This is a genomic window from Bradyrhizobium sp. BTAi1, assembly GCF_000015165.1.
GTDB classification, from domain to species: domain Bacteria; phylum Pseudomonadota; class Alphaproteobacteria; order Rhizobiales; family Xanthobacteraceae; genus Bradyrhizobium; species Bradyrhizobium denitrificans.
In genome coordinates, this window is the sequence record NC_009485.1 from 8,227,719 (window position 1) to 8,249,585 (window position 21,867).

The 21,867-nt window shown below is 65.6% G+C and carries 21 protein-coding genes; 4 read left to right on the forward strand and 17 right to left on the reverse strand.

Annotation, left to right across the window (positions count from 1 at the left end; genetic code table 11):
• Window positions 1-67 precede the first annotated feature (67 nt).
• From BBTA_RS36660 to BBTA_RS36675, 4 genes are all read right to left on the reverse strand, one after another.
• Window positions 68-388 carry an STAS domain-containing protein gene (locus tag BBTA_RS36660; protein ID WP_041751790.1) on the reverse strand — a complete coding sequence of 107 codons (321 nt, stop codon included), beginning with the start codon at window positions 386-388 and terminating at the stop codon, window positions 68-70.
• Between the two features lie 302 nt (window positions 389-690).
• Window positions 691-1,887, reverse strand: a complete 1,197-nt coding sequence (locus tag BBTA_RS36665) for an acyl-CoA dehydrogenase family protein (protein ID WP_012047551.1) — start codon at window positions 1,885-1,887, stop codon at window positions 691-693.
• A gap of 137 nt (window positions 1,888-2,024) precedes the next feature.
• Window positions 2,025-2,573 (reverse strand): TetR/AcrR family transcriptional regulator, encoded by a 549-nt coding sequence (locus tag BBTA_RS36670; RefSeq protein ID WP_012047552.1) that lies wholly within the window; start codon window positions 2,571-2,573, stop codon window positions 2,025-2,027.
• A 19-nt stretch (window positions 2,574-2,592) separates the two neighbouring features.
• The gene (locus BBTA_RS36675; protein WP_012047553.1) at window positions 2,593-3,054 is read right to left on the reverse strand and encodes a nuclear transport factor 2 family protein; all 462 of its coding nucleotides are present in this window, start codon (window positions 3,052-3,054) and stop codon (window positions 2,593-2,595) included.
• Between the two features lie 264 nt (window positions 3,055-3,318).
• Here BBTA_RS36675 and BBTA_RS36680 point away from each other — a divergent pair, with 264 nt between their 5' ends.
• Both BBTA_RS36680 and BBTA_RS36685 read left to right on the forward strand, forming a co-directional pair.
• Window positions 3,319-4,908 (forward strand): ATP-binding protein, encoded by a 1,590-nt coding sequence (locus tag BBTA_RS36680; RefSeq protein ID WP_012047554.1) that lies wholly within the window; start codon window positions 3,319-3,321, stop codon window positions 4,906-4,908.
• Between the two features lie 92 nt (window positions 4,909-5,000).
• Window positions 5,001-5,561, forward strand: a complete 561-nt coding sequence (locus BBTA_RS36685; RefSeq protein WP_012047555.1) for a hypothetical protein — start codon at window positions 5,001-5,003, stop codon at window positions 5,559-5,561.
• Between the two features lie 29 nt (window positions 5,562-5,590).
• Here BBTA_RS36685 and BBTA_RS36690 read toward each other — a convergent pair whose 3' ends face one another.
• The 7 genes from BBTA_RS36690 to BBTA_RS36720 form a co-directional block, all read right to left on the reverse strand.
• A complete protein-coding gene (locus BBTA_RS36690) occupies window positions 5,591-6,949 on the reverse strand; it encodes a hypothetical protein (protein WP_012047556.1) in 1,359 nt (452 codons plus the stop codon).
• 770 nt (window positions 6,950-7,719) lie between these two features.
• On the reverse strand, window positions 7,720-7,971 hold the full coding sequence (locus tag BBTA_RS36695) for a hypothetical protein (protein WP_244424282.1): 252 nt from the start codon (window positions 7,969-7,971) through the stop codon (window positions 7,720-7,722).
• Between the two features lie 224 nt (window positions 7,972-8,195).
• Entirely contained in the window at window positions 8,196-9,326 is a 1,131-nt protein-coding gene (locus BBTA_RS36700; protein ID WP_012047558.1) for an ABC transporter permease, read from the reverse strand.
• Window positions 9,327-9,329: 3 nt separating this feature from the next.
• Window positions 9,330-12,077, reverse strand: a complete 2,748-nt coding sequence (rbbA, locus tag BBTA_RS36705; protein WP_012047559.1) for a ribosome-associated ATPase/putative transporter RbbA — start codon at window positions 12,075-12,077, stop codon at window positions 9,330-9,332.
• Window positions 12,074-13,174, reverse strand: coding sequence for an HlyD family secretion protein (locus BBTA_RS36710; protein WP_041751166.1), 1,101 nt, complete (start codon window positions 13,172-13,174; stop codon window positions 12,074-12,076). The genes rbbA and BBTA_RS36710 overlap by 4 nt, the downstream gene beginning before the upstream one ends.
• A 126-nt stretch (window positions 13,175-13,300) precedes the next feature.
• Window positions 13,301-13,513, reverse strand: a complete 213-nt coding sequence (locus tag BBTA_RS36715) for a hypothetical protein (RefSeq protein ID WP_041751167.1) — start codon at window positions 13,511-13,513, stop codon at window positions 13,301-13,303.
• Window positions 13,510-14,526: an AraC family transcriptional regulator gene (locus BBTA_RS36720; RefSeq protein WP_012047562.1), complete on the reverse strand. Its 1,017-nt coding sequence runs from the start codon at window positions 14,524-14,526 to the stop codon at window positions 13,510-13,512. Before BBTA_RS36720 ends, BBTA_RS36715 begins: the two co-directional genes overlap by 4 nt.
• Before the next feature lie 224 nt (window positions 14,527-14,750).
• Here BBTA_RS36720 and BBTA_RS36725 point away from each other — a divergent pair, with 224 nt between their 5' ends.
• Together BBTA_RS36725 and BBTA_RS36730 are read left to right on the forward strand one after the other, a co-directional pair.
• Window positions 14,751-15,173: a GFA family protein gene (locus BBTA_RS36725; RefSeq protein WP_041751168.1), complete on the forward strand. Its 423-nt coding sequence runs from the start codon at window positions 14,751-14,753 to the stop codon at window positions 15,171-15,173.
• Window positions 15,174-15,335: 162 nt separating this feature from the next.
• Window positions 15,336-16,514 carry a hypothetical protein gene (locus BBTA_RS36730; protein ID WP_012047564.1) on the forward strand — a complete coding sequence of 393 codons (1,179 nt, stop codon included), beginning with the start codon at window positions 15,336-15,338 and terminating at the stop codon, window positions 16,512-16,514.
• A gap of 9 nt (window positions 16,515-16,523) precedes the next feature.
• On the opposite strand, the gene BBTA_RS36735 is transcribed toward BBTA_RS36730, so the two are convergent.
• The 6 genes from BBTA_RS36735 to BBTA_RS36760 all read right to left on the reverse strand — a co-directional run bounded on the left by BBTA_RS36735 (window position 16,524) and on the right by BBTA_RS36760 (window position 21,860).
• Window positions 16,524-18,470 (reverse strand): tetratricopeptide repeat protein, encoded by a 1,947-nt coding sequence (locus BBTA_RS36735; protein WP_012047565.1) that lies wholly within the window; start codon window positions 18,468-18,470, stop codon window positions 16,524-16,526.
• Between the two features lie 83 nt (window positions 18,471-18,553).
• The gene (locus BBTA_RS36740) at window positions 18,554-19,297 is read right to left on the reverse strand and encodes a di-trans,poly-cis-decaprenylcistransferase (protein WP_012047566.1); all 744 of its coding nucleotides are present in this window, start codon (window positions 19,295-19,297) and stop codon (window positions 18,554-18,556) included.
• 38 nt (window positions 19,298-19,335) lie between these two features.
• Window positions 19,336-19,716: a transcriptional regulator gene (locus BBTA_RS36745; RefSeq protein WP_012047567.1), complete on the reverse strand. Its 381-nt coding sequence runs from the start codon at window positions 19,714-19,716 to the stop codon at window positions 19,336-19,338.
• Entirely contained in the window at window positions 19,703-20,320 is a 618-nt protein-coding gene (locus BBTA_RS36750; protein WP_012047568.1) for a hypothetical protein, read from the reverse strand. Before BBTA_RS36750 ends, BBTA_RS36745 begins: the two co-directional genes overlap by 14 nt.
• Window positions 20,321-20,448: 128 nt before the next feature.
• A complete protein-coding gene (locus tag BBTA_RS36755) occupies window positions 20,449-20,745 on the reverse strand; it encodes a DUF3551 domain-containing protein (protein WP_012047569.1) in 297 nt (98 codons plus the stop codon).
• Window positions 20,746-20,885: 140 nt separating this feature from the next.
• A complete protein-coding gene (locus BBTA_RS36760) occupies window positions 20,886-21,860 on the reverse strand; it encodes a tripartite tricarboxylate transporter substrate binding protein (protein ID WP_012047570.1) in 975 nt (324 codons plus the stop codon).
• Between the last annotated feature and the right edge of the window lie 7 nt (window positions 21,861-21,867).

Sequence of the window (21,867 nt, forward strand, 5' to 3'; positions counted from 1 at the left end):
ACGGTCGAATGGGCCGAGCCTGCGCGTCTGGCGCCTGGCGCGATGACGATGAGTGTGCCGCATGCCATCATCCGACATCCTTCGTCGTGAAGTGATGGCCGGCTTCGGCGTCACCGGGGAAGCCGGCGCGCCGAATGACGCTGCGCAGAACCTGCGACGGCGCCATGAGGGCCACGGCCTGTCCCCGCTCACGTCCGGTCTTGGCTGTCGAGATGAGCAACTGAATGGATGTCACGTCGGCCCGATCGACGCAGGAGCCGTCGATCTCGAGTTCGCCTCGCTGCGCGAGGGCGGTCCGGATCATCTCATAGACTTCGCGGATCGCTGAAATGCTGCAGTCGGCCGGTAGTTTTACGGCCTCTTTGGATTTCAGGTACTCGGACACGATCACCTCACAGCGCGAACATTGCGGCGGGATCGTGCGAAGGCGGAACTTAGGGATTCGCTAAAATGCTTCGCGATTCCGGGCGAGAATCGCTCTTCCCCGGAATACCACGGGTGATCCAACAGCGAACTATGCTCATTCGCGTGCATTCGGCAGCGCTGTCGCACGCCGCCTCACCGGTGGGACGCATCGCTGATGGCTATCAGTTCGACGCGAGAGATCGAATACGGGCCGGTCGACATCTCATCGGATGGGCGCGCCGGCGGACTATTCCGTTGGCGGACCGACGGCCGGAGCTCGACGCATCACGTGCGAACGAGCCCCGCCCGGGCTTTCTGGAATTCGCGGGCGACGATGAGCTTCTGCACCTCGGTCGCGCCTTCATAGATGCGCAGCGCGCGAATCTCGCGATACAGGCTCTCGACGATCTCGCCCTTGCGCACACCACGTCCGCCGAACATCTGCACGGCGCGGTCGATCACGCGTTGAGCTGTTTCGGTGGCTGCGAGCTTGGCCATGGCCGCCTCGCGCGTGGTCGGCAGCTTCTGCACGTCGCGACGCCATGCCGCGCGATAGGTCAGCAGCGCGGCAGCATCGGTGTCGGTGGCCATCTCGCCGAACGCGGCCTGGGTCATCTGCAGGTCGGACAGCGTGCCACCGAACATGCGCCGGGTCTGCGCATGCGCCTGCGCCTCGTCGAGCGCGCGGCGACCGAAGCCGAGCGCGGCTGCGGCGACGGAGGCGCGGAAGATGTCGAGCGTCTGCATCGCCAGCTTGAAGCCGCCGCCGGGTGCGCCGAGGCGGCGGCTCGCGGGGATGCGGCAATTCCGTAACCGCAGAGTGGCCAGCGGATGCGGCGCGATCACCTCGATGCGCTCGGCGACCGAGAAACCGGGATCATCCGGGTAGACGACGAAGGCGGAAATGCCGCGCGCGCCCGGCGCCTCGCCGGTGCGGGCGAACAGCGTGTAGACGTCGGCAATGCCGCCATTCGAGATCCAGGTCTTTTCGCCGTCGATGACGTAATCATCGCCGTCGAGCCGCGCCGCACAGGCCATCGCGGCGACGTCGGAGCCGGCGTCCTTCTCCGACAGCGCAAAGGCGGCCAGCCATTCGCCGGCCCGCACCTTGGGCAGAACGTGCGCGCGCAATGCGGGCGAGCCGCCGAGCGCAATCGCGCCGGAGCCCAGCCCCTGCATGGCGAAGGCGAAGTCCGCGAGGCCGTCGGCATAAGCGAGCGTTTCACGCGACAGGCAGATCGCGCGCGAGTCGATGGCGGCAGCGTCCGCATCGGGCGCCACGACCGCACTGTCGAGCAGCCCGGCCGCGCCCAGCGCCCGCACAATCTTGCGGCAAGAGGCATCGACATCGCCGTGATCAACCTCATCGAGGCTGCCGGACATGACGAAGCGGTCGAGCGATTCGCACAGCGCGCGATGACGCGGCTCGAAAAACGGCCAGTCCAGCCAGTCGCGCGGAATCACCTTGGCCGAAGAACTCATGGTCTGCCTCGCTGCTGGATTGGACCCGTACCGCCGCAGGCGGCATTCCGGGCAATTATTTTAAACCTAAAATATTCGCGCGAAAATCCGTCTGTCAAGCCAAAGCGCCCACGGTCAGGGCCGCTGGCGGCCGCGGATCATGCGAGCCGCGCCCGTAGCCGCGCCAGCGCGCGGCCGAACACGGCGTCGTCTCGCATCGCGCGCGCCAGCACCAACGCGCCCTGGATGCCGAGCACGGCCTCTTCGGCGCTGTCATTGGCCGCCCGCGCCTCCCAGCCGCGTCGCACCAGCGCATCGCGCAGGGCCGCGATCCAGCGCGTGAAATAGCCGGCAATGACCGCGGCGAAACGGTCTCGCGTTTCGTCGAGCGCAAAGGCGCCGACCAGGCACACACGTCGCCCCGAGCGGAAATAATCATCGACGGCGCGCCACATGCGAGCGATCGCCACATCGGGCGGATCGTCGCGCAGCGGGGCGAAGACCTCGCGCTCGAACCAGGCGTCGACATGCGCGAGCACGGCGCCCGCCATCTCCTCCTTCCCGCCGGGAAAGAAGTGATACAGGCTGCCCTTGCCCAGCGCCGTCTTTTCGGTGATGCGGCTGAGCGAGGTGCCCTCGAAGCCGAACTCGCGAAACACCTCGGCGATCAGCGGGATGACGTCGGCGCGCTCATGGAGCGTCCGCATGGCGCGGCGATCTCGCGGTCTACAATCCCAATTCCGTCAGACCGGGATGGTCGTCCGGCCGCCGTCCGAGCGGCCAATGGAATTTGCGCTCGCTCTGCATGATCGGCAGATCGTTGATGCTGGCGAAGCGGCGCTGCATCAACCCGTGCGCATCGAATTCCCAGTTCTCGTTGCCATAGGACCGATACCAATGACCGCTGTCGTCGTGCCACTCATAGGCAAAGCGCACTGCGATCCGATTGTCGGTGAAGGCCCAGATTTCCTTGATCAACCGATAGTCGAGCTCCTTCGCCCATTTGCGGGTCAGAAACGCGACGATCTCGGCGCGGCCGTTGACGAACTCGGCGCGGTTTCGCCAACGGCTATCCGGCGTGTAGACGAGCGACACGCGTTCGGGGTCGCGGCTGTTCCAGCCGTCTTCCGCCAAGCGCACCTTCTGGGTGGCGGTCTGCAGGGTGAAAGGTGGGGCAAGAGCGGCCATCATCGTCTCCTTCTGTACTATTCGGGATATCATGTACCAATCGGTACACTGCGTCAAGCCGCCGCAGACAATGTGCGGTTGATGGGCGCGCTTCGGTCGCGTGACGAACGCGCCGGCCCTGATCGCGGTGCCGCTCTACCAATCTGCGGCGACGGCGCTGAGCACGCTTGTGTGCTGAACGGAAATTGGCTGATCTGCTGAGGGAACCGGCTGGGTCGCGGGGACGACACGACCTACCGATCGCACGTATGGGGATGGCTCGAGATGACGACGCTCACGCCGCACGGCGAGTGCTTGCTGTGGACGCCAGAACTGATCTGGGTGAATGCGGTCTCAGATCTCCTCATTTCATTCGCCTTCTTCGCGATCGCGTTTGTGCTCGCCTACATCGTCTACCGGCGCCGGGATTTTCAGTTCAGCTACATTTTCTGGGCCTTTGCCCTGTTCGTCAGCATCTGCGGAATGACGCGACTGATCGAGGTCCTGACGATCTGGATCCCGGCCTACGTGCTGGAGGCCGCGACCAAGGGTTTTCTCGCCTTCATCTCGGTCGGCATCGCGGCGGCGCTGCTGCTGATGCTGCCGCGCGTCCTGACGATGCCGTCGCGCGCCGAGCTGCGGCTCGCTTATGCGCAGCTGGAGGAGGAGACGCGACAGCGGCGCACGGCCGAGGCCATGGTCAAGCGCTTCCAGGAAATCGAGGCGACGGAAGCCCAGGTGCGGCAGGCGCAAAAGATGGAAGCGATCGGCCAGCTCACCGGCGGCGTGGCGCACGACTTCAACAACATCCTGACCGTGATCACCGGCACCATCGAGATCCTGGCCGAGGCCGTGAAGGACCGTCCGCAGCTGGTGCAGATCACCAGCCTGATCAACTCGGCCGCCGCCCGCGGCGCGGATCTCACCAAGCACCTGCTCGCCTTCGCCCGTCGTCAGCCGCTGCAGCCGCGCAGCGTCGACATCAACGGCCTGGTGGTTGATACCGCGCGCCTGCTGCGGCGGACCTTGGGCGAGCAGATCGAGATCGAATCCATGCTGGCGCACGATTCGGCGCCGGCCATGATCGATCCGAGCCAGCTGTCGACCGCGATCCTCAACCTCGCGCTCAACGCCCGCGACGCGATGCCCAATGGCGGCAAGCTGACCCTCGAAACCAAGAACGTGCTGCTCGATGCCGCCTATGCGCGCATGAACCCGGAAGTGGTCCCGGGCAATTATGTGATGATCGCGGTCAGCGACACCGGCGAGGGCATCCCGGCGAATCTGCTCGACAAGGTGTTCGAGCCATTCTTCACCACCAAGGATGTCGGCAAGGGCGTCGGTCTCGGGTTGAGCATGGTCTACGGCTTCGTCAAGCAATCCAACGGCCATATCAAGATCTACAGCGAGCCGGAACATGGCACGTCCGTCAAGCTGTATCTGCCGCAGGCCACCGCCGATTCCGATCTGCTGCTGTCCGAGACGAGCACCGCGGGGATGGAGCGTGGCGACGAAACGATCCTCATCGTCGAGGACGATTCGCTTGTGCGCGAATACGTCACCGCCCAGATCAAGCGGCTCGGCTACACCACGCTGGCCGCCAGCAAGGCGGACGAGGCGCTCGCCATCATCGACAGTGCCACGCGCATCGACCTGCTGTTCACCGACATCATCATGCCCGGTGGCATGAATGGCCGCCAGCTCGCGATCGAGGCGGTGAGGCGACGCCCGGATCTCAGGGTGCTCTACACTTCAGGCTATACGGAGAATGCGATCGTCCATCACGGCCGCCTCGATGCCGGCGTGCTGTTGCTCACCAAGCCTTATCAGAGCGCCGATCTCGCGCGTATGATCCGCACCGCGTTGAACTCATGATTGCCATTCCGGCGACGGATGATCCGGCTGGCATCCGGACCCGTTTCCAAACCGCGGCTCCAAGACGATCTGCAGACCTGAGGTAAGCGTGAATGGGTAAATTGTTCGGACGCTGGCTGGCCGCCGTTCAGGCCTATGCATCAGCCGACGATCCGCAATCCGACATCGCCGCCAAGGTGGCGCTGGTCATCGTCTCCAACCAGCCATTCTATCCGCTATATCTACATGCCATCGCCGGCGCCGCAGCGTGGCCGGCCTGGGTGACCTTGCTCACGACGCCGTTCTTCGCCGCCGTGCCTGTGCTGGCGCGACGCAACCCGTTTGCCGGCCGCGCCCTGATGGTGCTGGCCGGCACCGCAAACACCGTGTTCTGCGTCAAGCTGTTCGGCGCGCAGAGCGGGGTCGAGCTGTTTCTTATTCCCTGCGCCCTGCTCGGCGCCATGCTATTTCGTCCCGACGAACGCATCCGATCGCTGCCGCTGCTCGCGCTCCCGTTCGTGTGTTATCTGCTGATCGATTCCCGGCTCGGCGAGCCGGTGATGCGCGTCGCCGAGGCCAGCTACGTTTCGCTGGTGTCGATCAATGCGATGAGCGTCGCCGCCCTCACCGCCCTGATCGGCCTGCTCGCCGCGGCGCGCATGGCCACGGAGTGAGCCGTCCTTTGGAGGCGGCCCATCTCAGATCAGCCGGGCCGCGGTGATCCTGGCGGCGCCGCCGCGGCCCAGATCGGCTCTCGTCCAGCGCCGCGCCGCCACCGGTTCCACATCTGCTCGTAGAGGTCGTGCAGCGATCGGGCGTAGGCGGCCGCATCGAACAACGGGGCCGTCAGGCGGTTGCGCGCGAGCCGGGCCTTGGCCGCCAGCAGCAGGTCCGGCTCAGCCGCAAGCGTCAGCGCGACCGCGACGTAATCGGCCTCGTCGGACGCAATGAGCTCGGGAAGACCGACCGCATGCAGCAGGCTGCCGGCCACCCGCGAGGCCAGCGTGTCGCCCGCGCAGGTGACGATCGGCACGCCGGCCCAGAGCGCGTCGCTCGCCGTGGTGTGCGCCCCGTACGGCGCGGTATCGAGCACGAGGTCGGCGAGCTGCAGCCGCCGCAGATGCTCGCTCTGGCCGATCTGCGGCGCGAACACCAGGCGATCCGGCGACACGCCCCGGCGCAGCGCCTCGCCGCGCAGATTGCCCTGCGCCTGGTCGGAGGCCAGCAGCCACAGCACGCTGTCGGGGGTCGCTGCGAGCAGGCGGCACCACAGGTCGAACACGGAAGGCGTAAACTTGTAGGCCTGGTTGAAGCAGCAGAACACGAAGCCTGTCTCCGGCAGACCCGCCTCGGCGCGGCTCGGCAGCCGGCCGAGCGCTGCCCGGCCATGCGGCTGATAGGAATGCGGCATATAGGCAAAGCTCTCCGCGTAATCGGCGGCCGCTGCCAACGGCGTCAGGAACGGATCCGTGATGATGTAGTCGCAGATGCCACTGCCGAGCGTGCCGGGATAGCCGAGGAAGTTCACCTGAACCGGCGCCGGATGCAGCATCATGATCCCGGTCCGCGCGCCCCGGGTGAAGCCCTTGAGGTCGACCAGGATGTCGATGGCCGCCGCATGAACCGCCGAGGCGGCGTCACTGTCGGTGGACGCCGTGATGTCGTGAAAGACCTCGAACGCGCCGCTGAGCCGGCTGCGCATCGCGCCATGATCATTGCCCCCGAACGAGAAGGCGTGCAGCTCGCAGCGCGTCCGGTCAGTGGCTTCGAGCGCCTCGATCAGGAGATGGGCGGTCGCGTGGTCGTGGAAGTCGTTTGAAAGGTATCCGACACGAAGCTTGTCGCGAACCCCCAGGTCGAAGCGGAAGTTCAGCCGCGTTCGTTCCGGCACGCTGGCCGCGACGCGATCCCGCACCCACAGCTCGGAACAGCGACGATGCTCGCGCGCGCTCATTCCGGGCACCGACAGCATCAGGAACGGCGGAATCTGCCCCGATCGCGCCTGCGCCAGCGAGCGCCGCGCGGCCGTCGCCGACTGGGTGAAATCGTCCCATGCACACATGCTGCGGTCGCGCCCGAGCGATCTCATCCGAGTCCCTGCGTCGCCGGAGCCGCCGGCCGGCTCAGTCTGAGCAAGTCTCGCGCCAGCCTTGCCGGCGCGAAACGACCCACGCCCTGCGACGAGGCCGCCGAACAACCCGCTTCGGTACTTGCCGCGCAAGTGAGTCGCCCGTCGGGCCGTCCGAAGCGCTGCCGCGCGTCTGCTCGGCCGTTTCAAGGACGAAAGGCGCATGCGGCAAAACCCTGATTTTGCATTCCGGCTCAAGTCCATGACTGCTGTCCAGACGGCAGCACGGAAACATTCTTCTTTCGTTTTTCCGGAATTTAATGTCTGCTGGGCCCAGACCGCCTCGGGCAGAGGGCGTATCGCGGTCGTCACGACACGCGAGGCGGGGAGCGATGGCCGCGACGGATCGCTGCAGTCCCTTCGGGATTGCCGACGAACGGTTCGTTGCGGACGGTGAAGTCGTGTGGTCCTGGCACCCCGATGCTGGTGTCTTCAGCGCAACACGCATGCGTCGTCGCTGATACGGTGGCCAGAAAGCCCGGTGCACCGAGGAGAGCACGTATAAGCCGTAGCCGATCGCGCAGGGAGGGCCGGGATTGCCGGCTGAACCTGTGGTTCCTGCCCCGTGCATGTCTTCACGCACGGGGGCCACAGGCACCGGTCGGTGCCTGGTCTTCCCTGCCCCTCTCGTTTGCGGAGGGTCCATCGTCAGCACAACTCGGGCGCGGAGCGCGCCGCGGGAGTGAAATGCTTTCGCCTGGGAGCTACGCAGCCATGTGCCAGCGCGATGGCGCGGAGGACGGCGCATGATGGTTCATGTTCGCCGGTGCTTGCAGCGGCGCCTGACGCGCGAGGAAATAGGCCTCGAGCTCGGCGACGGCGCGGCCTTCCCATTCTGCGGCCTGCGCCAGCAGCGAGTCGCGCTGATGCGGCCGAAACGCCGCGGTCTGCCGATACAAGGAGGCGACGGTGCGATAGCGCCGCACGTTTTCCAGAACCGCTTCCCCATTCATCATGATGGCTCTCCCCTCTCCGTCCCCCTCAGGACGTGCCGACGGTGCACCAGCGCGATTTTCCAAATCGTTATCGGCGCAGGCAGGTAATCGGCATGGTTGGAGAAGCGTTGCCGCCAGATCCGCTGGAAATTGCGCTGGACGATCGCCCCGCAGGGTCGGCGGAGCCGGAGCGTTTACGCGCTGGAAACCCTGTCGCGCTGGCAATCGCCGTCGTGGCTTTCCCGTCACGCGCCAGCCGCAGCGATGGCCGCCCGGAAGCGGCGCAAGGTGAGCGCCAGGACCAGCGCGCCGATGCCGGCCACCGCCAGAAATTGCGGCCAGACCACATCGAGCCCGGCGCCGCGATACAGGATCGACTGCGCGAAGGACACGAAGTGGGTCGACGGCGACGCCTGCATGATCGTGGCGAGCCAGACCGGCTGGCTTTCGACCGGCGTCATCGCACCGGACAACAGGTTCATCGGCACCGCCACCAGGATGTAGAGCAGGCCGAGTTGCGGCATCGATCGCGCGATGGTGCCGAGAAAAAGACCCACGGCGGTGGCGAAGAACAGATAGAGCACTGTCCCGGAGAGAAAGAGCGGAACAGACCCGTTGATCGGAACCTGCAGATACCAACGCACGACGACGTAGAGAGCCACTGCAACGGCGACCGCGATGACCAGCGCATTGGCCCAGATCTTCGACATCGCGATCTCGAAGGGCGAGAGCGGCATCACCAGGAGATGATCCATCGTGCCATGCTCGCGCTCGCGCACCAGCGCCGCGCCGGCCAGGATGATGGCCAGCATGGTGACGCTGTTGATGATGCCCATCACGCCCTCGAACCAGGCGGTGGTGATGTTGGGATTGAAGGCGATCCGCGTCACCAGATTGACCGGCGCCTGCACCGGGACCTCCGAGCGGGCGACGAACCAGGCCACCTCGGTCGTGATGATCTGGAGCGCATAGCCCGAGCCGATCCCGGCCTGGATCATCGCGGTGGCGTCGACATTGACCTGCACCGACGGCTTGCGCCCGGCGAGAACGTCGCGCTGGAAATTCGGCGGAATGTCGAGGACGAAGGTGAAGCGGCCGCTGTTCATCAGCGGCTCGACCTCGCGCTGGGTGATGGAGATGGGGCGCTGAAAATAAGGCGGCAGGAATGCAGCTGCGATGCGGCGCGACAGCTCGGAATTGTCCTCGTCGACGACGGCGATCGAGGCGCGGTGCAGCTCCTGGGAGCTGCTCTGCGCCTGGCTGATCACCGCCACCGTGAACGAGTAGATCACGAGCCCGATCAGCACGACGTCGCCGAACAGGCTGCGCAGCTCCTTGGTGCCGAGCCAGAAGATATTGGACAGCGAGCGAACCATGGTTCAGCGCTCCTGCTTGGGCAGCATGAGAAGGCTGAGCCCGGTCAGCACCGGAATGAAGACGAGCAGCACCAGGATGTCGGCGCCGACGTCGGCGAAGCCGAGCCCCTTGGTGAAGGTGCCGACGGTGATCGGGCGATAGTAGGTCATCGGAAAGCCCATGCCGATCACCCGGGCCACGCCGGACAGCGACGACACGGGCACCAGCATGCCCGAGAACTGGGTTGCCGGCAGCACCGTGAGGATCGCGGTGCCGAACAGCGCCGCGATCTGGGTTCGGCAGAAGGTCGATATCAGCATGCCGAAGCCGGTGGTGGTGAAGACGTAGACGAAGGTGCCGACCAGCAGCGGCAGAAAAGCGCCCTTGAGGGGAACCCTGAACAGGACGATGGCCATCACATACATGACGGCGAAGTTGACCAGTGCGACCGCAACATAAGGAAGCTGCTTGCCGAGCAGGAATTCGAGCCGTGTCACCGGCGTGACATAGAGATTGGTGATCGAGCCGAGCTCCTTTTCGCGGACCACGGCGAGCGCCATCAGGATTGCCGGAAACAGCGCCAGCAACAGCGCGATCGTGCTCGGGGCCATCGCATAGATGCTGTCGAAGGCCTGATTGTACTTGAAGCGGATCTCGACATTGACCGGCGAGGCCGCCTGCGGCTGCGTCGTCTTGACCGCGGGGTCGGAGAGATAGAGCTGATGCGTGCCCTCGAGATAGCCGCGGATGGTCTCGGCCCGGAACGGCATCGCGCCGTCGATCCAGGCCGACACGAAGGCCGGCCGGCCGCGCTTGATGTCAGCGCCGAAGTCGGGCGGGATCTCGATCGAGGCCTTGATGTCGCCGCTCTTCATGCGGCGCTCCAGCTCGGCATAGTCGGCCAGCGGCGGCTTCTCGACAAAATAGCGCGAGCCGCGCAGCTCCGCGAGATAGGCCCGGCTCTCCGGCGACTGGTCGCGATCGAGCGCGGCAAAGGTGAGATTATTGACATCGGTGGAGATGCCGAAGCCGATCACGATCATCAGGAACGCCGTTCCGAACAACGCGAACATCAACCGGATCGGATCGCGAACCAGCTCCAGACCTTCGCGAATCGTATAGGCGAGCAGCCGCCGCAGGCTGAAGGCCGACCGACGCTGGCCATCCCGGGGGCGATCGATCGGATCAGGATCCGCCTTCGCTTGCGTCAATGTGACCGGCGGGTCGGCAACGCCGGCGTCCTGTTCGAGAAAGGCGATGAACGCCTGCTCGAGCGTCTGCACGCCCTTGGCCCGGATCAAGCCGTCGGGCGTGTCCGTTGCCAGCACGCGCCCCTCATGCATCAGCGACAGGCGGTCGCACCGGGCTGCCTCGTTCATGAAATGCGTGGAGACGAAGATCGTCATGGCGTCCTGGCGCGACAATTCGATCAGCAGCCGCCAGAATTGATTGCGCGCGACGGGGTCGACGCCCGATGTCGGCTCGTCGAGGATCAGCAGGTCCGGTTTGTGGACGATCGCCACCGCGAGCGACAGCCGCTGGCGGATGCCGAGCGGGAGGTCCGCGGCGAGACCGTCGATGTGCTCGGTCAGATCGCAGCGGTCGATCAGTTCCGCGATCCGCCGCTCGGCCTCCGCCGACGGCAGATGAAACAGCCGCGCATGCAGCACCAGGTTCTGCCGCACGGTGAGCTCGCCATACAGCGAGAAGGCCTGCGACATGTAGCCGACGCGGCTGCGCGATTCATGATTGCCGGCCTCCATCGAGCGGCCGAAAATCAGCGCCTCGCCGGCGCTCGGGGGCAGCAGCCCGGTCAGCATCTTCATCGTCGTGGTCTTGCCGCAGCCATTCGATCCGACGAAGCCGAAGATCTCGCCTTTGCGGATCTGGAAGTTCACGCCGTCGACGGCGGTGAAGTCGGCGAACCGGCAGGTCAGGTCGCGCGCGACGATGACCGTCTCCTGACTGCCATCGAGCTCGGATTTCTCCGGCATGTCGGCGGAGCGACCATCCGGCCGCTGCGGCAGCAGCGCGACGAAGGCCGCCTCGATCGAGCCTCCACCGGTCTGCGCCTTGAGCTCGGCCGGCGTACCGGTCGCCAGAATGCGCCCCTCATTCATCGCGATCAGCCAGTCGAACCGCTCGGCCTCCTCCATATAGGCGGTGGCGACGATGACACTCATGCCGGTGGCGCTGCGCGCGCGCAGCCGGTCGATCAGATCCCAGAACTGGCGCCGCGACAGCGGATCGACCCCGGTGGTGGGCTCATCCAGGATCAGGAAGTCCGGATCGTGGATCAGCGAGCAGCACAGGCCGAGCTTCTGCTTCATGCCGCCGGAGAGCTTTTTCGCCGGCCGGTCGGCGAAGTCGGACAACGCCGTCGCCTCCATCAGCTCGGCGATGCGCCAGTCGCGCTCGGCTCTGGTCTGGCCGAACAGACGGGCGAAGAACGCGATGTTCTCACGCACGCTCAGATCAGGATAGAGATTCTTGCCGAGCCCCTGCGGCATGTAGGCGATGCGCGGGCAGACCTGTTCGCGCGCGCGCCGGTCGGCCATGTCGGCGCCGAGCACGACCGCCTGGCCGCTCTGGATCGCCCGCGCGCCGGCCAGGATTGACAGCAGCGAGGATTTGCCGACGCCGTCCGGTCCGATCAGTCCGACCACGTATCCCGCGGGAATCGCGATCGAGACGTTATCGAGCGCCACGACATCCCGGTAGCGCTGCGAGACCTCTCTGACGACCGCGACCGGGCTTTCGCCAGAGGTCATGGCGCGGCTTGCAGGCGCGCCGGCCACGCCAGGTCAGCGTTCCACTTGACATACGCGACGCCGGGCAACCCGCTTCGCACGGCATCAGCATGCGCGGCCAGCCTGTCCTGATCGACGCGGACGCGGATGCGGAACATCAGCTTGTCGCGTTCGCTGCGGGTCTCGACGGTCTTCGGCGTAAACTGCGCCTGGCTTGCGACGAACGACACTTTGGCCGGAATGGGACGATCAGGATAGGCATCGAGCACGATACGCGCCTCGCTGCCGACCTTGATCTTGCCGACCTCCTCGGTCGGCAGGAACACGTCCATATAGACATAATTGACGTCGAGCATGGTGAAGACCTTGCCCCCGGCGCCGAGCACTTCGCCGATATTGGCGAGGCGATATTGGATGCGGCCGGCCTTCGGCGCGATCAGGGAATTGTCGGCGATCTGAACCGTGTAGAGCGCGACGTCGTGACGGACCGCTTCGAGAGCCCGCTCCGCTTCCGCCACCTTGGCCTGCGCACCGGCAAGGCCGGCGGTGGCGGCGCCGAGCGCCTGCTGGCGCTGATCGGCCAGTTCCTTGGTCGTCCAGCCGTTCTGCAGCAGGCTGCGGGTGCGCTCCATCTCCTGCTCGGCCAGCGTCTTCTGGGTCTGCAATTGGACGAGATTGGCGCGCGCCTGATCCACCACGTGCTGCGCCTGCTCGGCCTGGGCTCCCGCCTTCGACAGCGATTGCTGCAGCTCCCTGGTGTCCATCCGTGCGACGATCTGGCCAGCCTCGACGAGGTCGCCGATATCGGCGCGCAGCTCGGCGACACGTCCGGCATATTTGGTGGCGATGTCGATTTCGTCGGCCTCGATCCGGCCGTTGCTCATGCTGATGCCGATCGGCAGCGGCGGATGCAGACGCTGCCACCAGACATAACCGGCACCTCCAGCGCCACCGATCACAATCATCAGCACGAGAAGTGGCCACCATCTTCGTTTCGGCGGGACCGCATGGGCCGCGACCACCGGCAATGCGGCGCCATGCGCCGATGCCAGCGGCTTAGCCGGCTGCCGGTTCAGCGGCGCCAGATCGGCCACTTTCTCGGTTTCCTGCTGATCCATGCACCAACGCCTCTCTTTCCCGGAGCAGGCGCTTCGTTTGCCACAGCCGAAGGGAACTCCATTGATACAGCTCAACAGCGATCGCGCCGCTGCGGTCCAGCCGCAGCGATCGTGATCACGTTTGAGTTAGGGCGCGGAGTCCGAGGTCGCGATCGCATGGATCAGGATCAGGCTGCCAAAGATGACGAACAGCGCAAATGCCTGGAATTCGCGCAGCGACATGTCGAGCAGAGCCATGATCCACTCGGCCGGCAGACCCGCGACCAGCAGCAGAAGAAAGGTGCTGGCTGCAATGAAGATACTGTCGAGAATTTTCAACGCGATCGTCTTGGAGGTCATTCGACGGCTCCGCCAGAGCATGCGTTCAAACGAAGGGCACGGCCGCAGACGCGATCGCCGCGGACCTCGCGCGGCGTCAGCCCGTATTGGCGGCGGAACGAGCGATTGAAATGCGACAGGTCGCCGAAGCCGACGTCATAGGCGATGCTCGCGATCGCCAGCGAACGACAGGCGGGATCGCACAGCATGCGATGCGCATTGGTCAGCCGGACCCCGGAGAGGAAGGCGGAGAAGGTGGTGCCGTCGATCTCGAACAGGCGCTGCACATAGCGCGGCGTCACATTCAGCTTGTCCGCCACGACGACGATCGAGAGATCGTGACGGGCACTGTTGGCAAGGATGAAGGCCTTGGCGAGCTTCAGCCGCGCGGCGCGCAAGCCTCTCGCACGCATCGTGTCGCCCAGATCAGCCGTCGGACCGATCGCCAAGGCCAGCAGATCCTGCACATGACGTATCGAGAGATTGAGCAGCTGGGTCTCGATTGCGTCCCCGCTGCTCATCAGCAAGCTCGCATAATGGTCGAGCAACTGCAGCGCGCCCCGGTCGGCTGGAATCGGTCGCATGATGGCGTCCTCGACGCTGACATCGGCGGCTTCGATCGCCATACGTGGAACAAGCAGCGTGAACGATCGGCCGGGGCTTGCGCGATGGAACGCGCACGGATCGGCACCGCTCAGGAGGACGGCCTGCCCTTCGCGCAACTCGCAGCTCTCGTTCCCCGATGCCACGAAGGCGACGCCGTTGCGATTGATCGCGAGAATGACGTTGTCGGCGCCGTGGGCCAGGTAGCAGCCGGATCGCGAGACCCGCGCCGGAGTGGCCCAGGCATCGAACAGCTGCAGGCCGGGCAATGTCATCGCGCGATTGCGCGCCTTGAAGACGACCTGCGGCGCGGGCTCGAAATCGACGCGCAGCATCACCTGACCGTAGTGCTCGCGCCAGAGCGCCGCCCGCTCATGCTCCGGAACATGGTCGGTCGAGAATTCGACAATGCGAGAATTGAGGTCTGACATGCAATCACCCGCGACCTTTGCACTGAAATGCCATGCGGGGATCGATAGCGCCGAGGCGATGCAACGGGCGTCCTCCGATCAGGGGACGGCTCACGTGACACGAGCGTCGAATGTGAACTGGATCACGTGCGGTCGTGCGAACCCTGATGATGGTCGTTGCGGCCCAAGACGCATCCGCCCTGGAATGATGCCGTTCGCCCGTCTCACAACTGATGAGGACGAGGATGATGCTGTCTGGACGATGCTTTTGCGGAACGGTCGAAATCGAAGTGTCCGGCGCGCCCGAGGCGATGGGCTATTGCCACTGCCGCTCCTGCCGGTCATGGTCCGGCGGACCGGTCAACGCTTTCAGCCTTTGGAAGCCGGAAGCTGTCAGAATCACGTCCGGGATTACACATCTCGCGATGTTCCAGAAGACGCCGCTGAGCCAGCGGCAATATTGCGCCAAATGCGGCGGCCATCTCATGACCACGCATCCGCCGCTCGGACTGATCGACGTGTTCGCGGCGACGCTGCCGGAGCTGGAATTTCAGCCGGCGGTGCACGTCAACTACGCGGAGACCGTATTGCCGGTGCGCGATGGCTTGCCGAAATTGAAGGATTTTCCGCGCGAATTTGGCGGTTCCGGCGAGACGATGACAGAATAGCCGGGCGCAAGCTGGAGGCTCCGAGGCACGATCGCATCCGGGGCCTCACAACGGATGACCTGGACAAGCCTGGCCATCGCACCGCGTGCCGCGATCGGGATTCGTTGAACCCTCGCGCGCTCCCTGGCGACCCATGAAGGGAATGAACTCATCGCGACAGGGTTGACCGTTCAGACCGGCACGGCTGGCCTGGGCCAGCGCAGCGAGGTCACCGTGCGGAGCGAACTCTATGCGCAGGCGCTGGACGCCATCTATCACGGCTTTACGGAGCCGGACGGAATCGAGTCCGCATTGGAGTCGGTCAAGATCTTGATGGGCGCCGAAGGCGCGACCCTCGAAGTGATCGACAAGGCGGCACGCCGGCCGGTGACGTTTCAGAGCAGCGGCGTCGCATCGGCCGAAGGCGACGACTATCTCGCGCATTTCGCGCCACGCAATCCGCGCCTGCCGGTGGCGCTGAGCCAGCAGCAAGGCGGACTGTGCTGGGACTATCAGGTCATGGATGAGCGTGCCATGAACCGCGATCCGTTCTATGCCGAGTTCCTGCCGCGCGCCGGGCTTCGTTATTTCCTCTCGGTGGTGCTGGAGCAATCGCCGCAAAGTCTCGTCGCCTTCACCGTGCAGAGGACAGCGGCGCAGGGTCATGTGAGTGCGGCCGAGATCAAATTGATGCAGCGCCTGGCGCCTCATTTGCAGCGCGCTTACCGGATGCGGAGCCGGCTTGCCGCCGCCTATGGCCGCGATGCCACGACGAGCGCGCTCGATCTTCTGAAGGATGGCGTCGCATTGCTCGGCGCCAAGGGCGAGACCGTGTACCTCAATCCGAGCCTGCAGGCGATCTCGGCCGAGAGCGGATTGTTCCGGGTCGACAAGCGCGGAATTCATTTCAGCTCCGCAGATCTCCGCAGCCGCTATGCGCGCGCATTCGCCACGGCGGCGCGCGCCAGCGAACGTGCTGAGACAGACGCGGTGACCGACTTTGTGGCCGCGCGCGCCGACGGGCTGCCGCCCTGCACCGTCTCGCTGCGCGCGTTGCGGCATCCGCGGCTGCGCGCCGACGGCTCCGACGCCGCCGTGATCATGCTGGTGCACGACCCCTTGCGGGAGAGTGTTGCTGCACGCATGCTCCAGGAGCTCCATGGCCTGACCAGAGCGGAAGCGGAGCTCGCCTGCGCGTTGAGCACCGGCATGACGGCCGTCGAATACGCCGCGCGGCGCGGCGTCAGAGTCACCACGGTCTACACCCATCTGAAACGAACACGGGAGAAGACCGGATGGCGCAGCGTCGCCGAGCTGACGCGGCGCGTCCACGAGATCTCGATCGGGCTGCGGACGAACTGACCGCCGGATCTATTCGGGGGTGAAGCCTGCGGCCTGCGCCACAAGCGCCTCAGCGATCCGGGCGACGACATCGACATAGTCGCGGCGCGCGTCCTGGCGGAACAGCCGTACGCTCGGATACCAGGGACTGTCGTCCCGCCCGAGCAGCCAGCGATAGTCCGGCGTATAGGGCAGCATGATCCAGGTCGGCTTGCCGAGCGCGCCGGCGAGATGCGCAACGCTGGTGTCGACGGTGATGACGAGGTCGAGGCTGTCGATCAGCGCGGATGTGTCGACGAAATCGCGGATCTCGGCGGTGAGATCGAGAATGTCGCTACGCCGCTCGAGCTGCACCTTGTCGTGCGGGCGCGGCTCCTTCTGCAGGCTGATGAAGCGCACATCGCGGTCCAGCAACGGCTCCAACGTGGCCAGCGGCATCGAGCGATTGTGGTCGTTGAGATGGGCGGGATTGCCGGACCACACCAAGCCGACCCGGAGCTTGTCGTGCCGGCCGAGCCGTTGCTCCCACGCCGCCAGCCGCTCTGCCGGAGCAGGCGGCAGATAGCGCGGCACGGCCGGGATGGTGTCCAGGCCGGTCGCAAACGCGAGCGGCAGGCTCGACAACGGGCAATGATAGTCGATCGCAGGCACGGCATCGATGCCGCGGGCAAGACATTGGGCCACGCCATTCAGCCCCGACAACAGCGGCTGCAGCACCGCGTCGACCTCGAGCACGACGCGCGCGCCCTGCGCGGCGACCAGCGTGGCGTAGCGCGCGAACTGGATCGTGTCGCCCAGCCCCTCGTCGCTATGCAGCAGGATCGTCTTCCCCGCGAGCGGCGCGTCAGCCAGCCACAGCGGCACGTCGAAGCTGCGCTCGACGAAGCCGACCGCGCGGCATTGGCGCCCCCATTCGCGCGCGGCCCAGCCGCGAGCGAAATCGCCGGTCAGCAGCCGGAACAACGCGGCGTTCCAATGCGCATCGGCAAGATCCGGCTTCAGCGCCACGGCGCGATCGAAGCTCGCGAACGCCTCATCAAAGCGATGCAGCTCGGCCAGCGAGGTGCCGCGGTGATTATAGAACTCCGCGGTCTGCGGCCGCAGCGCGATGGCCTTGTCGAACACGGCGACGGCCTCGTCGTGCCGGCCGAGATTCTGCAGGATGCAGCCATAGCTGTTGGCGATGTCGGGATCATGCGGTGCCAGCACATGCGCGCGCTGCCCGCAGGGCTGCGCATCCTGGTAGCGGCGCAGCCGCCGCAGCGCGATGGCCTTGAGGCAGAGCACGCCGGCCTGGTCCGGACGGACGGCGAGCGACCGGTCGAACCGCGCGATCGCCTCGTCATAGCGTCCGGCATCGAAATGAACCGCGCCGGCCTTGTTGGCGGCGTCGACATGATCGGGCGTGGCTTTCAGCACCTGATCGAACGCCAGGGCCGCCTCGTCACGGCGGTCCTGAGCTTCGAGCACCTCGCCGAGACGAAACCACGTCGTTGCGCGATCGGGCGCGAGCTGCAACAGGCGATCGCAGGCCAGCGCCGCCTCGGCATACCGGCCAGTCCGCTGCAGCAGCTCGCCGAGCGCGTCCCAGCAGTCCTGCGCATCCGGCCGCAGCTGCAGCACACGATCATACGCCTTGATGGCGTCGTCGAGCCGGCCGGCCGACCGCAGCGCCTCGGCAAGACCGATCAGGGACTCCGGTACGGAGATGTCGAGCCTGATCGCCCGAGCGAACCATTCGATCGCATCATCGAAGCGCTTGAGCGCGAGACAGACCTGGCCCATCGCGCGAAGCGCATCGACGGAGCCGGCATCGAGGCTGAGCGCGCGACGGCAGGAGTCCTCCGCCTGCACCAGGTCGCCAGCTCGCAGCAGCCGCACGGCGGCAGCGCACAGGGCATCAGCCGTCGTCTGGGAATGGGACGACCCGGGTTTGCCCGGAGATTTGCCGACGGGCCGCCGCGGCTTGTGCTTCATCTCGGATTCTCTGCGCTCGCGGGACCAGCGGTAGATGATTCCCCGATGCGCGGAAAGATTGTGGATTGCGCTCTCGCGCGCAATCAAAGAGTCGGCGCGGGCGCAAGCGGCACCGCGTCGAGACCCCCGAACCGGCGCTCGCGGCCCCGGAACGAGGTCAGCGCCTGGGCGAGATCCTCGGCATCGAAATCGGGCCACATCCGCTGGGTGAAGTGCAGCTCGGCATAGGCGCCTTCCCAGAGCAGGAAATCCGACAACCTTTGTTCGCCGGAGGTCCGGATGATCAGGTCGACATCCCGCAGGCCGGCTTCGCCGGTGACGAGATCGGAGAAGGCCTCCCGCGTGAGCGCATCGACGTCACGCGCCTTTGCCGCGGCATGCAGGATCGCGTCGCGCGCCGAATAGTCGACGGCGATACGCAGATGGAGGGTGGTGCCGTCGCGCGTGGCCGCTTCGGCGCGGCCGATGGCATCGGCAATGCCGCCGGGCAGGCGGTCGCGACGGCCGATCACGGACAGACGGACGCCGTTGCGCACCAGCGATTCGACCTCGCTGGCGAGATAGACCCGCAGCAGCGCCATCAGACCCATGACCTCCGTCCGGGGTCGCCGCCAATTGTCGCTGGAGAACGCATAGAGCGTCAGCGTGCCGACGCCCTGATCCGGGGCGGCCTCGACGACACGGCGGATCGCCTCGACGCCGGCTTCGTGTCCGCGCAGCCGGGACAGCCCTTGGCGTGTCGCCCACCGGCCATTGCCGTCCATGATGATGCCAACGTGAAGGCCGTCCACCACAGCAGGCGATTTGAGTTGCAGCCGACTTTGCATTGCAAAGCTCCAGGTCAAAAAAAACGCAAATGAGAGATTCAGGCGCGGCCCGGGACGAACCCGACCGAGGATGGCGAAGGCTCCTTGCCGGCCGCAGCCGCCGCATCGCGAACGAGCCTTTCGAGCACCGCAAGGTAGTCCAGGAAACGGCGCCGGCCTGCTTTGGTCAGCCGGCACGTGGTGTGCGGACGGTTGCCCTCATACCCCTTGGTGACCTCGACGAGGCCGGCCTCCTGCAGGACCTGCAGATGACGCGAAAGATTGCCGTCGGTCAGCCCGCACAATTGCTTGAGATCGGCGAAGGCGAGGCCCTTCGGATGCGCCATCAGCGACGTCAGCAGGCCGAGTCGCGCCTTCTCATGGATGACACGATCAAGGCCGTCATAGGAAAACGGCGCACCGCCGTCAGTCTTCGACATCGGAATCTCCGGTCGCAAAATAGAGAATGCCGGCCATGAGCGCCTGTCCGACCGCAAAGGGCAGGCCCATGGTCCAGGGCGACAACGCGTGGCTCACGCTGCCGAGCAGCAACACCGCAAAGCCGGCCAGGAAATAGAACGCGCCGGCCAGCGCGACCGTGCGCGGGAGCGAGCGCACCGAGGCGAACACGCCGAGCGATGTCAGGATCTGCCACAGGCCGGGAAGCATCCACAGCGCCTCGGGCGCGAACTTCCACAACAACACGGCCAGCAGCACCCCGGCGATGCCAGCGGGCAGAAACTGTTCGACCGCCTGATGGATCATCGCGTCGGCGAGACCGGAATGATGGCGGCGCGAGCGCGCGCGCATCTCCACCCAGATCATGGACAGCGAAATGCAGGCAGCCGCCGCCCAGCCGAGCAGGAACAGCAGTGGATCCGCGGCCGAGTCGCGCAACACCACTTGCTGAATCGCGGCCGTGGCGAGCGCCACCACCGCCGTGGCGGCCATCGTCGCCGGCCCGTAGCCGCGAAACGCGGTGCCTGCTGCCAGTTGGCTGCGGATCGCGATGATATCCGCCAGCGCCTTGTCGAGGTCGCGCATGTCTCACCTGAAGCCGTGGCCGGCGCGATTAACTTTGCAATACAAAGTATACATGACCGCAAAGTTGAGGCAAGCCCGTCGTCACGGCCGACCGCCGGGAATCATCCCGTCGCACAGCATTCGGAACCTCAGTAATAATTATAGCGGTGGACACGGCGCGGCGGCGGCATGTCGACATAGACGGAGGGGCCACGGCGCGCGGGATCGAACGCGACGCGCGGATTGATGCCGCAACCGGCGCTGCGTCCCGAGGCGCTGGCGCGGCATTGCTCGAAGGTTTCGTAGGAGCATTCGCCGGGATAGCCGACGCCCCTGCCCTGCACACACCAGGGATAATCGTGGCCGGCAAAGGCCGGTGCGGCACCGCCGCCGCTGACCAATGCAACGCCGACGAGGCCGGCCGCCATCATCATCACCTTGCGCATGATCTGTTCCTCCTGAGGCGAGCAGGTTGCAACACATCGGCATGGTTAAAAAACGACAAATCGGCGGAGCGCGTCGTCAAACAAGGCGATGACGTGTCGCGCATGCGGCACGCCATGTTTCGAGCCAGCTTCCCGTCGCGTCAGTCAAGCTTCAGGCCGGCGAACTCGACGACCTTTTTCCATTTGTCGGTTTCGGCAACGATCTGCGCCCCGAACTGATCGGGCGATTGGATCAACGGCTCTCCGCCGAGATCGACCAGCTTCTTCTTGATCTCGGGCTCGGCGAGAACGACGTTCACCTGCTTGTTCAGCTTCTCGATGATCTCTTTCGGCGTATTCTTCGGCGCGCCCATTCCAAACAAGGCGCTCGCCTCGTAGCCCGGCACGGTTTCGGCAATCGCCTGCACGTCGGGCAATTGCGCCGAGCGCTCCTGGGTGGTGACGCCGAGGGCGCGCAGCGAGCCTGAGCGGATATGCTGGATGATCGACGGCATGTTGTCGAAGATGACCTGGACCTGGCCGCCGAGCATGTCGGTGATGGCCGGCGCCGCACCACGATACGGCACATGCTGCATCTTGGTGCCGGTCATGGCCATGAACATCTCGCCGGACAGATGCACCGAGGTGCCGTTGCCGGATGACGCCATGTTCACCTTGCCCGGGTTTTCCTTGAGATAGGCGATGAATTCGGCGACGGTCTTGGCCTTGATATCGTTGTTGACGGTCATCACGTTGGGCACGCGATTGAACGAGGCGACCGGCGCGATGTCGCGCACGAAGTTGAACTTCAGGTTCGTGTAGAGGCTGGCATTGATGTAGTTCGCCGGGTTGACCAGCAGCACCGTATAGCCGTCGGCGGCCGCATTCACCACCGACTCGGTTCCGATATTGTTGCCGGCCCCCGGCTTGTTCTCGACCACGAATTGCTGACCAAGCGTCTCGGACAGGCGCTGTCCGATCAGCCGCGCCAGGATATCGGTCGCCCCGCCCGGCGGATAACCCACCACGAACCGCACCGGGCGGGCCGGATATTCCGCGGCCGATGCGAAGCGTACGGCAGCGACGGATGGGACGGCGGAAGCGAGCAGGCCTAATGCGCGGCGACGTGAAATCATGCGTTTC

What these genes read in the sequence shown, in the direction of transcription:
- BBTA_RS36685 (WP_012047555.1), top strand. Translation starts at nt 5,001, where the DNA reads ATGGGTAAATTGTTCGGACGCTGGCTGGCCGCCGTTCAGGCCTATGCA.
- BBTA_RS36745 (WP_012047567.1), bottom strand. Translation starts at nt 19,716, where the DNA reads ATGTCGAAGACTGACGGCGGTGCGCCGTTTTCCTATGACGGCCTTGAT.
- BBTA_RS36665 (WP_012047551.1), bottom strand. Translation starts at nt 1,887, where the DNA reads ATGAGTTCTTCGGCCAAGGTGATTCCGCGCGACTGGCTGGACTGGCCG.
- BBTA_RS36725 (WP_041751168.1), top strand. Translation starts at nt 14,751, where the DNA reads ATGATGCTGTCTGGACGATGCTTTTGCGGAACGGTCGAAATCGAAGTG.
- BBTA_RS36720 (WP_012047562.1), bottom strand. Translation starts at nt 14,526, where the DNA reads ATGTCAGACCTCAATTCTCGCATTGTCGAATTCTCGACCGACCATGTT.
- BBTA_RS36680 (WP_012047554.1), top strand. Translation starts at nt 3,319, where the DNA reads ATGACGACGCTCACGCCGCACGGCGAGTGCTTGCTGTGGACGCCAGAA.
- BBTA_RS36760 (WP_012047570.1), bottom strand. Translation starts at nt 21,860, where the DNA reads ATGATTTCACGTCGCCGCGCATTAGGCCTGCTCGCTTCCGCCGTCCCA.
- BBTA_RS36710 (WP_041751166.1), bottom strand. Translation starts at nt 13,174, where the DNA reads ATGGATCAGCAGGAAACCGAGAAAGTGGCCGATCTGGCGCCGCTGAAC.
- BBTA_RS36755 (WP_012047569.1), bottom strand. Translation starts at nt 20,745, where the DNA reads ATGCGCAAGGTGATGATGATGGCGGCCGGCCTCGTCGGCGTTGCATTG.
- BBTA_RS36700 (WP_012047558.1), bottom strand. Translation starts at nt 9,326, where the DNA reads ATGGTTCGCTCGCTGTCCAATATCTTCTGGCTCGGCACCAAGGAGCTG.
- BBTA_RS36750 (WP_012047568.1), bottom strand. Translation starts at nt 20,320, where the DNA reads ATGCGCGACCTCGACAAGGCGCTGGCGGATATCATCGCGATCCGCAGC.
- BBTA_RS36740 (WP_012047566.1), bottom strand. Translation starts at nt 19,297, where the DNA reads ATGCAAAGTCGGCTGCAACTCAAATCGCCTGCTGTGGTGGACGGCCTT.
- BBTA_RS36670 (WP_012047552.1), bottom strand. Translation starts at nt 2,573, where the DNA reads ATGCGGACGCTCCATGAGCGCGCCGACGTCATCCCGCTGATCGCCGAG.
- rbbA (WP_012047559.1), bottom strand. Translation starts at nt 12,077, where the DNA reads ATGACCTCTGGCGAAAGCCCGGTCGCGGTCGTCAGAGAGGTCTCGCAG.
- BBTA_RS36715 (WP_041751167.1), bottom strand. Translation starts at nt 13,513, where the DNA reads ATGACCTCCAAGACGATCGCGTTGAAAATTCTCGACAGTATCTTCATT.
- BBTA_RS36690 (WP_012047556.1), bottom strand. Translation starts at nt 6,949, where the DNA reads ATGTGTGCATGGGACGATTTCACCCAGTCGGCGACGGCCGCGCGGCGC.
- BBTA_RS36735 (WP_012047565.1), bottom strand. Translation starts at nt 18,470, where the DNA reads ATGAAGCACAAGCCGCGGCGGCCCGTCGGCAAATCTCCGGGCAAACCC.
- BBTA_RS36675 (WP_012047553.1), bottom strand. Translation starts at nt 3,054, where the DNA reads ATGGCCGCTCTTGCCCCACCTTTCACCCTGCAGACCGCCACCCAGAAG.
- BBTA_RS36695 (WP_244424282.1), bottom strand. Translation starts at nt 7,971, where the DNA reads ATGATGAATGGGGAAGCGGTTCTGGAAAACGTGCGGCGCTATCGCACC.